The sequence below is a fragment of the Georgfuchsia toluolica genome (assembly GCF_907163265.1).
GTDB classification, from domain to species: domain Bacteria; phylum Pseudomonadota; class Gammaproteobacteria; order Burkholderiales; family Rhodocyclaceae; genus Georgfuchsia; species Georgfuchsia toluolica.
The window spans coordinates 635178-647983 of the sequence record NZ_CAJQUM010000001.1 but is presented as its reverse complement, the minus strand read 5'-3'; the positions used below and the strand labels follow the sequence as shown (position 1 = coordinate 647983).

The 12806-nt window shown below is 53.3% G+C and carries 12 protein-coding genes; 8 read left to right on the top strand and 4 right to left on the bottom strand.

From position 1 onward, the window contains the following. The first annotated feature begins 9 nt into the window (after positions 1–9). Entirely contained in the window at positions 10–1065 is a 1056-nt protein-coding gene (locus tag K5E80_RS03075; protein WP_220634779.1) for a GlxA family transcriptional regulator, read from the top strand. Here K5E80_RS03075 and K5E80_RS03070 read toward each other — a convergent pair. Together K5E80_RS03070 and K5E80_RS03065 are read right to left on the bottom strand one after the other, a co-directional pair. Beyond that, positions 1054–1452 carry a molybdopterin dinucleotide binding domain-containing protein gene (locus K5E80_RS03070; protein ID WP_220634778.1) on the bottom strand — a complete coding sequence of 133 codons (399 nt, stop codon included), beginning with the start codon at positions 1450–1452 and terminating at the stop codon, positions 1054–1056. The two genes, K5E80_RS03075 and K5E80_RS03070, sit on opposite strands and share 12 nt — an antisense overlap. Next, complete coding sequence (locus tag K5E80_RS03065) at positions 1446–3206, bottom strand: molybdopterin-dependent oxidoreductase (protein WP_220634777.1); 1761 nt, start codon at positions 3204–3206, stop codon at positions 1446–1448. Before K5E80_RS03065 ends, K5E80_RS03070 begins: the two co-directional genes overlap by 7 nt. Positions 3207–3309: 103 nt before the next feature. Here K5E80_RS03065 and K5E80_RS03060 point away from each other — a divergent pair, with 103 nt between their 5' ends. Continuing rightward, complete coding sequence (locus K5E80_RS03060; RefSeq protein WP_220634776.1) at positions 3310–3912, top strand: TetR/AcrR family transcriptional regulator; 603 nt, start codon at positions 3310–3312, stop codon at positions 3910–3912. Positions 3913–3970: 58 nt separating this feature from the next. Here the strand turns inward: K5E80_RS03060 and K5E80_RS03055 are convergent, their stop codons facing one another. After that, positions 3971–4654, bottom strand: coding sequence for a TetR/AcrR family transcriptional regulator (locus tag K5E80_RS03055; RefSeq protein WP_220634775.1), 684 nt, complete (start codon positions 4652–4654; stop codon positions 3971–3973). Between the two features lie 365 nt (positions 4655–5019). Between K5E80_RS03055 and K5E80_RS03050 the strand changes: the two genes are divergently transcribed. The 6 genes from K5E80_RS03050 (at position 5020) to lpdA (ending at position 11515) form a co-directional block, all read left to right on the top strand. Beyond that, entirely contained in the window at positions 5020–6174 is a 1155-nt protein-coding gene (locus K5E80_RS03050; protein ID WP_220634774.1) for an aldehyde dehydrogenase family protein, read from the top strand. Further along, complete coding sequence (locus K5E80_RS03045) at positions 6153–6488, top strand: aldehyde dehydrogenase family protein (protein WP_220634773.1); 336 nt, start codon at positions 6153–6155, stop codon at positions 6486–6488. Before K5E80_RS03050 ends, K5E80_RS03045 begins: the two co-directional genes overlap by 22 nt. Positions 6489–6775: 287 nt before the next feature. Further along, positions 6776–7762, top strand: coding sequence for a thiamine pyrophosphate-dependent dehydrogenase E1 component subunit alpha (locus tag K5E80_RS03040; protein WP_220634772.1), 987 nt, complete (start codon positions 6776–6778; stop codon positions 7760–7762). Positions 7763–7783: 21 nt separating this feature from the next. Continuing rightward, complete coding sequence (locus K5E80_RS03035; protein WP_220634771.1) at positions 7784–8755, top strand: alpha-ketoacid dehydrogenase subunit beta; 972 nt, start codon at positions 7784–7786, stop codon at positions 8753–8755. A 10-nt stretch (positions 8756–8765) separates the two neighbouring features. Beyond that, positions 8766–10103, top strand: coding sequence for a dihydrolipoamide acetyltransferase family protein (locus tag K5E80_RS03030; RefSeq protein WP_220634770.1), 1338 nt, complete (start codon positions 8766–8768; stop codon positions 10101–10103). Between the two features lie 8 nt (positions 10104–10111). Next, positions 10112–11515, top strand: coding sequence for a dihydrolipoyl dehydrogenase (gene lpdA, locus K5E80_RS03025; RefSeq protein ID WP_220634769.1), 1404 nt, complete (start codon positions 10112–10114; stop codon positions 11513–11515). Positions 11516–11607: 92 nt separating this feature from the next. On the opposite strand, the gene K5E80_RS03020 is transcribed toward lpdA, so the two are convergent. Further along, positions 11608–12777, bottom strand: coding sequence for a M20 aminoacylase family protein (locus K5E80_RS03020; RefSeq protein ID WP_246590842.1), 1170 nt, complete (start codon positions 12775–12777; stop codon positions 11608–11610). Positions 12778–12806 lie beyond the last annotated feature (29 nt).

Genomic DNA, 12806 nt, shown 5'->3' with positions numbered 1-12806 from the left:
TACTGACATATGTTGTGCGAATACCGCCATTTCACCTGCACCAATTCCGCCATGCCTACCGCCGCAATATTGGGTTTTGATGATTCTTATGCCTCCGTGATTGGCGGATTTGCCGACATGCTGCAGGTGGCAAATGCCCATATGCGCAAGCAAGGAACAGGAAATTCGGGTTTCTTCGAGTGGCATTTCCTTTCGGCGACGGGGCAGCCGATAAAGGCCAGCAATGGACTGGAACTTGAAATGCGGTCTTTACCATCCAACAAGAATTACGACCTGGTATTCATCCCCAGCGTTCATTACCGGGGCTGGCGGCAATTTGAGCAATTTCTCAAAAATCAGGTTGTCATGAGGGACTGGCTAATCAAACAGTGGGAACGCGGGGCATGGCTCAGCGCCAATTGCACCGGTACGTTCTTGCTCGCCGATACCGGTTTGCTGGATCGGCGCATTGCGACGACCACCTGGTGGTTAGAGGGCCATTTCCGCCAGCGTTTTCCTGATGTGGATCTGCAAATGCGCCCAATGGTGACCGAAGCTGAACGGCTCGTGTGCGGCGGTGCGCATGCCACCTTTCTGATGCAAACCGTGCACGTGCTGAATCAGTTTGTGGGAAAAGCCATTGCGATGCAGTGCGCCCGGAGCATGCTGATTGACCTGACACAAACGACACAAACACCACTACAGCCGCTGATTGCCGACAAGACGCATAACGATCCCTTGATTCATCGTGCTCAGAAGTGGCTCCAGGATCATATGACGCAGCAGGTGCGCATCGCCGATCTGGCCAAAAAAATGGCCGTCAGTGAGCGCACCCTGATACGACGCTTCAACACGATCCTGGAACAATCGCCGCTGACCTATTTGCAGCACCTGCGCATCGATACCGCCCGCGCCTTGCTTGAGGCCGGGGATCTGAGCACCGAGCAAATCGCCCAGTATGTGGGCTATAGTGATATCAGTTCCTTCACCCGCCTGTTTCGTGAACGAATTGGATTTACTCCAGGCGCATACAGGGGACGCTTCCGCTCATCACAGGCCAATGCAGCCATCGAGTCAGGATGGTGACACCGGTTCTTCGGCCTTTGAAACGCGGCAGAGAAGCGCCCTTAGATGATAAGTGCCCATCGCCGGATCATGGGGTCCCTCAATATTCGTCAAGACATTGACATTGGATTTCCATATGCCGTGTTCCGGATCTTTCTCTTCCGGAAACCACCAGGCATGCTGGGAACTGATCACCCGCGGATCCATTCCATCGACAAATCTCGCCCTTTGCCGGATACGGCCACGCAAGGTCTCAATCCAAATCCAGTCGCCGTCGGCGATACCGAGCCTGGCTGCTGTTTCCGGATGCATTTCCGTTATCGGGTCTGGATGTAACCTTCTCAGTTTTGCCAGTTGGCGGCCTTCCGAATTGAAAAAGACTGGAATCCGCCCCCCGGTAGTCAGCACCAGCGGGAAGTCCTTGGCAAGCTCTGGGGCACTGAATGGGCTTTCCGGCGCTTCCTCGTAGAAAGGAAGGGGGGATAACCCAATTTCTCCATTACAGTTGAATATAGTTCTATCTTTCCTGTCGGGGTCGCAAACCCCTTTTCTTCGTACTTGCGGTATTTGACCGGCACGCTGATGAAACCTTTCTCCTTGAGTTCATCGTAGCTGACACGCGGATCGCCCGTATTGGCGAGGTTCTTGATTATGTCCAGGGGCGATTCGGTAGCGCAATCCAGATTCATCCGTTTGGCCAGTTCCGCCAAAATCTCCTCGTCGGCCCTGCATTCGCCGACACGGACTGCCCGTTGCTGAAGAATCGGTATCGTTTCCGCAATGAATGGATAACCCCACAGACTATCCACCTCTGGCCACGATGCGGCTGGAAGAACGATGTCGGCAAGCTCGGCGGTAGGTGTCATGAACAGATCGATCGCCACCATGAAGTCGAGTTTCTTCAGCGCCTCATAAACGCGCCTGGAACTGGCATATGTCGTCAGGGTATTGCTGCCGATCGCCATGAAAGCCTTGATCCGGTAGGGATCGCCCTCACTCATGGCCCTGATAACGGAAGGAATATGCCCCGTCCGCACGAAGGCACCCTCGCCGCACAATACCTTGAAGCGATCGCCGCCAAGCCGCTTGGACTCTATTTCAGGAGTAATCCGGTCGAAAAGGAAGGGGAATGGGCCAAGCGTATGCATTCCGAACATCCAGCCTCCGGGAACGTCGATATTCCCGGTGATCGCCGGCAACATCGACAGTGCGCGAACAGTCTGGAAACATTTCGGCGTTTGTTCGATCCCCACGCCCCATTCGAGCATGGCGGGCTTCGTCTGCGCGAACAGGCGCGCGGCCACACGGATTTTTTCTACCGGCACCCAGGTGATGGGTTCGGCCCATTCAGGGGTGTATTGTTTCACGTGGCCAGCCAGCGCATCGAAACCATGGGTCCACTGCGTTACAAAAGATTCGTCGTAAATTTTTTCGCCGATAATCGCATTAAGCATGCTCAGCGCCAGAGCGTCATCCGTCCCGGGGCGAAGCCTCAGCCAGATGTCGGCGAGTTTTGCCAGTTCGGTTTCGCGCGGGTCGACGACGATCACCTTCGGCTTGTGCGACAGAGAATCACGGACGTTAAATCGTGTTTCTCCATCGGGGCCGGAATTAACCGGGTTGTGACCCCAGTACATGATGCACTGTGGAGGCACATCGCCGACAAAGTCGCAAACTGGAAAATCTCCAAAGGTGTGAAACGAGCTCGTCACTCTGGGAAGAAAACACTGGGCAAAACCCGGTTCCGTCCAGTTTGGCGTTCCCATTGCATTGGCGAAGCGCACCACATGAAAATAATGGTGGCGGCCCGTACCTTGGCCCAGTGCTATGGCCTCGGGACCGTCAGCAGCACGAATCGCATTGAATTTCTCTGCAATGTCATCCAGCGCTTCATCCCACGTAATGCGTTCCCACTTTCCGGAACCGCGCGGCCCGACTCGCCGCTGGGGATAGAGCAATCTGTCCGGGTGGTAGACTAAATATTTGGCATTACTCCCAATCGGGCATAAGCGGCCACGGTTAAGGGGGCCATCCGGATCGCCCTTTACTTTGGTCAGTTCGCCATCCTTGACATGCAAGAGCACACTGCAGCCACCGTGACAGCCACGGCAAACGCTTTTTACGACTTTTGTACCGTCAGCAACGGTATTGCCTACGCTCATGGGATATATCCTCCATCATCAATGCATTTGATTAGGGTCCATGCACTAGATTAGAGGAGGATGCAAAGTTGCACTACTCGCGTCCCTGGACGACAATCAGACCATGAGCAAACCGCCCGCTATCCCTCGCAAGATGCCGACGCAGTCACGTTCACGTGTAACGGTAGAAGTGATTCTTGAAGCTGCTGCTCACATTCTGGCGACGAAAGGTTACGAAGCTTTCACGACCAACCGGGTTGCTGAACGCGCTGGTGTCAGTATCGGATCGCTGTATCAGTATTTCCCCAACAAGCAGTCGCTTCTAGCCGCTCTTCATGCGCGCCATATCGACGAGATAAAGTCAAACGGAACCGCCATTGTCGGCGAAGCGGAAAAATGTTCTCTTTCCGAAGCGATAGCCCACTTGATACAAAACATTGTGGAGAGCCATGTTGCATCGGATCGATTGCACCAGGTTGTCGCTACTGAAACTCCTGACTCCATGATCAAGGCCAGTACGCCTGAACTGATCCGGCGTCTGCTTGACAGCTACCGGCCAATACTAACCGTTGAAGATCCCGATCTTGCTGCGTACATTATTAGCGTGACCATCAAGGCAGTGGTTCATGGGGCACTTCACGACAGGCCGGACGAGCTGCGTGAAGGGAAAATAGAAAAAAACCTCACGCGTTTACTTCTGCCCTATTTGACCGGCGAAAAACCGTAGATTCATCCAACATAATCATCAACACAGTCCGGTTTCGTCAATCCGTGCCATCAATATTTCAAATAATAGTCTTTGGCGAAATGTGGATTTCCGGCAATTGGTACGCAAGGATCTGTTCCCGTAACTGAGCGGACACACCCAAACCCTGCAGAATGATATCGATAATCTGATCAGGGTAACCGTTCTTGGTCAGCTTGGGCTCCTTGAGAAGCCTGATCATGGCCTGGCGCATCGTGCCCAATGTCATGTCCCATCCACATTCTGCTGATGGACAGGACATTACCCCCGCCTTGATGCCAAGCCGTATATCCCGAAGCGGGGCTTTTGAAACGAAGCCCCCCTGAAACCATACCGTCGCCACAAAGCCACACCATGCCGAATCCAGCGTGGCCTTTCGCATCCATAATCGAATACCAACCCCGTGTCGAACCACAGGATCCTTGATGAGCTTGACTTCGTTTTCAATCGACCGAGCCAAGTCGTCGGTTAACCAGGTTGACGTGGCAAATAATAGTTCGTCGGTATTGCTGAAATAATTATAGAAAGTGCCTCTTGCAATTCCAGCCGCCTTGATGAAATCATCGATGACAGGAGCATCAGGCCCCCTCTTCGCAAACACATGAAGCGCAGCTTCAATTATTCGGGCCTCCGTTTTATTTCGCCTATTTCGCCCAACAATGGTTCGATGATTGATGAGGGGCGGCGATGCTTTAGGTCTATTCGCTTTAGCTTTTAACACCATTCAGGCCTCTGCTTGTCAAATCAATATTATGTATTATAGTACATAATGAACACATGTGGTCACTATGATAATGATGCATGCAGCTTTCACCAAAAGCAATTCGGCCAGGGGAAGCGTCGCGCGTCCACTTCATGTGGTTAATTTCCGCCCGACACTACCCGCAAGACTGGCAGCTTCGTCCTATTTGCCAGAAACCTTTGTCGCCCGACAGGTCGCCATTGCCCTACGTCAGCATAGCTTCCGCGATGTAGTATTGACATTTTAGTACATGTTGGTTGTTTTGTCTTTTTTAAGCAATGGTCAGGCGCAATCATTCGCAAGCGGCTGGGTTCAAGTCCATAAATACTCATCTGCATGAATGGAGAATGGACAAACCAATTGCCGTTGCCAATGCTAGCGAACGCTTGGCCTCCTCATCAACAGAACGACACGGAGCCTGGCGTACGGCTTCGGATGACTCAAGCTTTGACGTTATTGATCCGGCTACTGAAGAAAAAATTGCCGGCGTTGCAAATGCCACGGTAGAGGACACCATTGCAGCGGTTGACGCGGCGCATGCGGCATCTCCCCGCTGGGCAGCCACGTCTCCGCGCGAGCGTAGCGAAGTGCTACGTCGTGCCTACGACATAATGGTCACCCGAAAGGATGAAATCGCGCGTTTGATCACGCTGGAAAATGGGAAGGCGTTGCCCGAAGCAGAAAGTGAAACCTTATACGCTGCGGAATTTCTGCGGTGGTTTTCAGAAGAATCGGTGCGTGTTCTTGGTGAAATTTCCGTGGCACCGAATGGCGGCAACCGTATCATCGTTCAGCGACAGCCAATTGGAGTCTCCGTATTTGTCACCCCGTGGAACTTTCCGGCCGCCATGGCTACGAGGAAAATTGGCCCGGCGCTCGCCGCTGGCTGCACAACGATTCTGAAACCCGCCAAGGAGACGCCGCTGACGGCATTGGTAATGGCTTCAATTTTTGAAGAAGCAGGCGCACCACCCAGTGTGGTTAATGTTATTCCAACGCAACGGTCATCAATAGCTGTTGGGACCATGCTTAAGGACTCCAGAGTAAGGAAATTCTCGTTTACGGGCTCAACTGAAATTGGACGAGTCCTTCTCGCACAAGCCGCCGGAAATGTTGTCAAATGTTCGATGGAGTTGGGCGGCAATGCGCCTTTCATTGTCTTCGCCGATGCCGATTTGGATAATGCAGTTGCCGCAGCCATGATTGCAAAGCTCCGAAATGGTGGGGAATCGTGTATGGCTGCGAACAGGTTCTATGTCGAGAAACCTGTTGCCAGGGAGTTTACGGCGCGATTTGCCGCCGCGATGGCAAATGTCAAAATGGGCCATGGCCTCGATGAAGGGGTGCAATTGGGTCCTTTGGTAAATGCGGGGACGCGCGACAAAGTTGCCGCCCTGGTCAAGGATGCCTTGAGCGACGGCGCTACCCTCATCACGGGGGGAAAAGCCCCGAACCTGCGAGGTTTTTTTACGAACCGACAGTGCTTGCCGACGTTGCCATAGACGCGGAAATTCTGCGCAAGGAAATTTTTGGTCCGGTTGCACCTATTGCCACATTCGAAGGAGAGGAACAGGCCATTGCCTTGGCTAATTCCACCGAATATGGACTGGTGTCGTTTATCCACACGAAGGATATTGCGAAGGCATTACGTGTTGCAGACAAAATAGAGTGCGGCATGGTTGGCATTAACCGTGGCGTGGTCTCTGATCCCGCAGCCCCGTTTGGGGGCTGGAAGCAAAGTGGGGTTGGCCGCGAAGGGGCGCATGATGGCTTGCTCGAATATCTGGAATCAAAATACATAGCGATAACATGGTGAGAAAAGGCCAGTCACGCATCCTGTATATATGATTATTACATTCTAGCCCGCCTGGCAGATGCACTCGACGCATTACTTTTCATACACATTCTTTATGTACTCAAAGACCGGATTCTGGGCCGACAAATTCTCCCGGAGCTAAAGGCAACCGGAGGTAATCTGCCTCCGGAGGCTCCAGGCGAGCTTAGCATCGGCCGCCAGTCCATGTTGACATAACAGTCCATTTCGGACATGATTGTTCAATCAGACATTAGCATCTACTAAATTCAGTAAAGGAGGAGTGTCCTATGTCGCTGACAAACGAACAAAAGGTTTCATTATTTCGAAATCTGGCCCGCGCAATGACGCTGGATAGAATGATGATGCGCCTTATCCGCGCCGGAAAAATGGTTGGCTTTTATCACGAAGGGGGAATCGCGCTTGCCCCAGGTGTTGCAGCAGGAACCTTCTTGAACAATGATGACCCGATGTGGCCTCACTATCGTGCGCATGGCATCGGGCACATGCTTAGCAAGGGAATTGACGTCAAAACCTATGTTGCAGAGCACATGGGACGTGAAGCAGGATGCTGCAAGGGCCGTTCCAGCTACCACATGTCATTTCCGCAAAACCATATATTTGGTTTTTCGGGCAATATCGGCGCAAACTTTCCTCTGAGTGTCGGATACGGATTTGCGGCAAAGTACAAGAAATCCGGGCAAGTGGTAATGAATTGTTCAGGCGACGGATCCTATGGGGAAGGCCGCTGTCATGAAGCAATGCTGATGGCAGCCAACTGGAAGTTGCCGGTGATTTTCTGGTGCGAAGCCAATGGTATGGCCCAGCATAGCAACGTCAAGGACTTGTTTCCAGGACCCAACATATCGAGTCTTGCGGGTGGCTATGACATCCCCTCCACGATCGTGGATGGCCAAGACGTCTTTGCCTGTGCAGAGGCAGCATTACAGGCAATCGACTACGCGCGTCAAGGCAACGGCCCCACATTTGTAGAGTGCAAGACATTACGTGTTCAAGAGCACAGCGTTGGCGGCGTTAATTTTGAAGGTCCCATGCAGCGCGACCCAAAGTTGATGAAGGAGTGGAAAGAAACACGAGACCCGCTGAAGCTCGCTGCGGCCCAGCTTCTAAAGGAGAAAACCCTGAAGCAAAAGGACATTGATCGAATCATGTCTGAGGCGGAGCAGGAAGCTGACGCCATAGAAGCCTTCAGCGAGGCAAGCCAGAAAGCCCTCCCCTCCATTGCCGAAATGCAGGCAGCCGTATACGCGGCATAGCTAAACAAGGACTCAATAACCATGAGCAACGAACGCGAGATCACCCTATGCGAAGCCATCAGGGAAGCCTATGTCGAGGAAATGCGCCGTGACGAACGTGTATTCATGCTTGGATTAAGCATTCAGGCCGGCACATTCCCCCACACCAAGAATCTTTGCGACGAATTCGGCACCGATCGAATTATCGATACGCCATTAGCTGAAACGGGAATGGTCGGTTGCGCGATGGGCGCAGCACAGGAAGGATTACGACCGATACTGGATTTCATGTACGCAGGATTCAGCTACTACGCCGGGTCAGAACTTTTCTTGCAGATGGGCCAATATCACTTTCTTCACGGCAGTCAGCACCCTCTGCCGATAGTTTTGATTGGTACGTGCGGGGTTGGGCGTCGCGTAGGTAACGAACATGCAACCCTTCCTTATGGTACAACGATCCATCATCCCGGCATCAAAACTTGCATGCCATCCACGCCCTATGATGCAAAAGGGTTAATGAAAGCTGCGATTCGTGACAATAATCCGGTCTTCTTTTTGTGGCATACAAACCTGATGATGCAAAAAGGACTCATACCGGACGACGACTATATTGTTCCTTTGGGAGTGGCTGACGTAAAACGTGCAGGAACGGATATCACCGTACTGGCAAGCGGGCTACAGGTCCATAACGCGCTCAAGGTCGCAGAAAAACTCAAAGATGAAATCAGTATCGAAGTCATTGATGCCCGGAGTTTCGAACCATTCGATCGCGAAACGTTGTTGAAGTCTATCGAAAAGACGACACGCTTGGTAATCGTGGATGAAGATTTCGAGCGCGGCGGATTTGCTGCAGAAGTATCTGCGCAAGTAATGGAGCATGGGTATGACCTTCTGGATGCGCCGGTCAAGCGAGTGTGTCATCCAAACTTTGCAATCCCCGGTGGTTACATTGACGTGTACACCATGCCCACCCCAGAGCGAATTGAAGCAGCGGTTCGCGAAACTTGCCGATAGGGGAAACATAATGATACGCGATGTAATTCTTCCTCAACTCGCCATGGGCATGTCTGAGGGAACTATCGTCGAGTGGGCAGTGAAGGAAGGCGCTCGCGTTGCGCGTGACCAAAGTCTCGTGTCGATCGAAACCGAGAAAGTAGTTGTTGAACTTCCTGCGCCCTATGCCGGATTCGCCCACTTGATTGCACGGTCTGGTGAAACATCTGCGATCGAGACAGTAATAGCCAAGATTACCGACTCGGAAGATGAATATCGTTCTCTGATAGCAGGAAGCGGGGCTACGGGTATCTTAATCCCCGAGCTGCCCAAAGAATCAGTCACTGCGTATGACGGGCTTCCTGCAAGCGACCAAGTCCACTCTGGACTCAGTACGAATCCTCAATTACCTGTTGCCGCATCTCCTCAATTCATCGCACAAGTTGGAGCCTCAACGGTTGGAGCATCACGAAAAATTCGGGCATCGGGTTTGGCAAAAGCGATTGCGCGAAAGAACGAAATAGATCTTGCGCAGATAACTGGTAGTGGCCCAGGAGGTCGTGTCATTCGCAGAGATGTCGTTGCCACCATTGAGCAGAAAAAGCAAACAGGGGACTTACCTGTAAAAGCGACAGCCATATCAGGCGGCTTGCGAGAAAAGGCAAGAGTGCCGGTCACTGGAATGCGTGCAACCATCGCGCAGCGAATGCTGGCTGCAAAGACAACCGCTGCGCAAACTTATTTATTTTTTGAAATCGACATTACCAAGTTGCTTGCCGCCAGAGCGGTCATCCTGGCCAACCAGGCCGAGCTGGATGGGCGCATGTCCCTCACGCCCTTCTATATCCGGGCACTGGCGCTGGCTTGTCAGCAGGTTCCCATATGCAATGCAACTCTTGCCGACAACTTGGTTACTCTTTGGGAAAACGTCAATGTCGGAATTGCCGTCGCAATTCCTGGGCGTGGGGAATACGATTCTGGTTTGGTGGTGCCTGTCATACGCGACACACAAGCCAAAGCTCTGATGCAAATCAATCGCGAAATGAAAGACCTCGTGTCGCGCGCGCGGTCATCCACCTTATCCCCGGACGAGATGACAAACGGTACGATCACACTATCCAGTACCGATGGCTTCCTTCCCGGTAGCTGGATGGTGTCGACGCCTTTGCTGAATCTGCCCCAGGTCGTCAATTTCCAGCCAGGTTCGCCAATTGAAAAGCCAGTAGTAATCGACGGGAACGTCGTTGTACGCACCATGTTGCCTTGTGGCTTGACATTCGATCATCGTGCACTGGATGGAGAGCCAGCCGGGAGATTTGTGAAAGCACTGCGAGATCTCCTGTCCAATCCCGAGTTGATGTTGTTATGAGCGTTGCAATGAACAACAAATACGACCTGGCCATTCTTGGCGCCGGCCCCGGTGGCTACGTGGCAGCGATTCGAGCAGCTCAGCTTGGACTCTCCGTTTGCGTAGTGGAAAAGGATACGCCTGGCGGCGTCTGCCTGAACTGGGGCTGCATTCCGTCAAAAAGCCTGATACACCATGCAACAGAATTCAGTGCGCTTAAGAGCATGGAACGGTTCGGAGTACGTATCGACCGCTCCGGATTCCAATACAGCGAAGTTCATGCCCGATCACGGATTGCTGCCAAAACGCTGGCCAACGGTGTGTCATCACTGCTGCGAAAAAACAAGATCGATGTAGTTAAGGCTACAGGCTCGATAGCTAATGTTGGGAAAATCGAATTGAAGGGGCCCGGCCTTTCAAATCAATTCATCTCGGCGAAAAAAATTCTGATCGCCACAGGATCGCGCCCCATGTCGATTCCTGAGTTCAATCTGGATGAGAAACAGGTGCTCTCCTCGTCTGGCATCTTGTCCTTAACCGCCCTTCCAAAGGCACTGGTGATTTTGGGTGCAGGAGCGATCGGATGCGAATTCGCCTATGTAATGAATGCATTCGGCGTCAAGGTGACACTGGTAGAAATGGGCGACCATATCCTCCCAAGCGAAGACCATGAAGTTGCGCAGGTTCTCGACACTTCATTTCGCAAGGCGGGAATCGACATATTCACTAAAGCACGCGCTACCTCTCGGCGAAGAACCAGGGAAGGGGTGGCTGTATCCATCTCAATCGGCGACAAAAAAGAGGAACTGAAGGCGGAGAAGATTCTTGCTGCATTCGGGCGCTCGCCGAATACGGAGGGTATTGGTCTTGAATCTGTTGGCGTCAAGACAGATACACGAGGCTATATCGCAACCGGCGATTACTACCAAACCTCTGTTCCTGGAATTTTCGCCATTGGCGACGTGACGACCACACCGGCACTTGCCCATGTTGCATCTCGTGAAGGTGAGATCGCTGTCGAGTACATAGCTGGACACGCATCACTGGATAAGCAGATCGACTCCGCGCTCATACCATCAGCAGTCTATTGCGAACCACAGATTGCCGGCTTCGGCCTCCGCGAAGACCGTGCGATGAAGGACGGTATCGCTTTTAATAAATCCACTTTCCCCTACAGGGGAGCCGGGAAAAGCGTAGCAATCGAGAAAACCGAAGGCCTGGTAAAAGTGCTCACTGATCCCGTCACAGGAGAACTGCTTGGAGCCCATATTGTGGGTCATTGTGCAACGGAATTGATTCATGAGCTCTTATTGGCAAAAAGCAGCGAGCTATTGGCTGAGGACGTTGCCAAAATGATTCATGCCCATCCGACATTATCCGAATCCATCATGGAAGCGGCTCGTGGAGTATATGGCCGACCCATACATATCTAATTTAAGTCTAAGACAGGTATTTGTCGTTGACTTTGCGGAGACACTTGCTCCGGGCCTAATGCCACACAATCACTTTGTAGCGCTCCCTCACTTTATTTTGTCTCCAATGCCCGCTCTGTCAGTCGCACCCAATAGTGGATGCCTGTTGCAATAATGTCGTCGTTGAAGTCGTAATGCGGGCTATGCAACATGCAGCCACTCGCACCCGGTCCGTTGCCGAACCAGACATAACAGCCCGGCACCTCCCGGCACAGGTAAGCGAAGTCTTCCGCACCCATGCTGGGCGGCAGGTTGGTTTTCACAGCTTCATTGCCCGCCACTTCGCGCGCAACTTCGCGGCAAATCGCGCTTGGTGCCGCGGCATTGATGGTGGGCGGATAACCGGGTTCGTAATGCAGTTCAATGCCGACACCGTAAGTTGTCTCGATGCCGGCGCAAATGCGGCGCACGCCTGCTTCGAGCGCATCGCGCAGTTCCGGTGTCAGGCTGCGCGCGGTGCCGCCCAGCACTGCGTTCTCGGGCAGGATATTGTCGGCGAACCCGGCTTCAAACCGCGTCACGCTGACGACGGCGGCGGCGAGCGGATCGGTATTGCGCGATACCAGCGTTTGCAAACCCTGCACCAGGGCGCTGCCAGCGACGATGACGTCGACTGCCTGATGCGGCATGGCGGCGTGACCGCCGCGGCCGGTGATCTTGATATCGAAGCGATCGGTCCCAGCCATCACCGGCCCTTCGGTGACACCGAAATGGCCCGCCGGCATGCCCGGCCAGTTGTGCAGGCCGAACACCATTTCCATCGGAAAGCGGCGGAACAGGCCCTCCTCCACCATTACACGCCCACCGCCTTCGTGCTCCTCGGCCGGCTGAAAAATGAAATACACGGTGCCGTCGAAGTTGCGCGTCTTGCTGAGTGCTGCTGCCGCGCCGAGCAGCATCGCGGTGTGGCCGTCATGACCGCAGGCATGCATGCGCATGGTGTTGACCGAACGATGCGCAAAGGAATTGAGCTCATCGAGCGGCAGCGCATCCATGTCGGCACGCAGGCCGATGGCACGCCCGCTAGTGCCCGCCTGCAGCCGCGCGACGACACCGGTTTTGGCAAGACCGCGATGCACGTCGAGTCCCAGTCCTTCGAGATAACGCGCGACGATATCCGAGGTGCGCCGTTCCTCGAAGGCCAGTTCCGGATGCGTGTGAATATCGCGCCGTATGCCCGCGATCTCCGGCTGCAAGCCGCGAATCAGGTCCGTCAGATCCATGTTCCCAACCATACTATTGAATCGTGTCC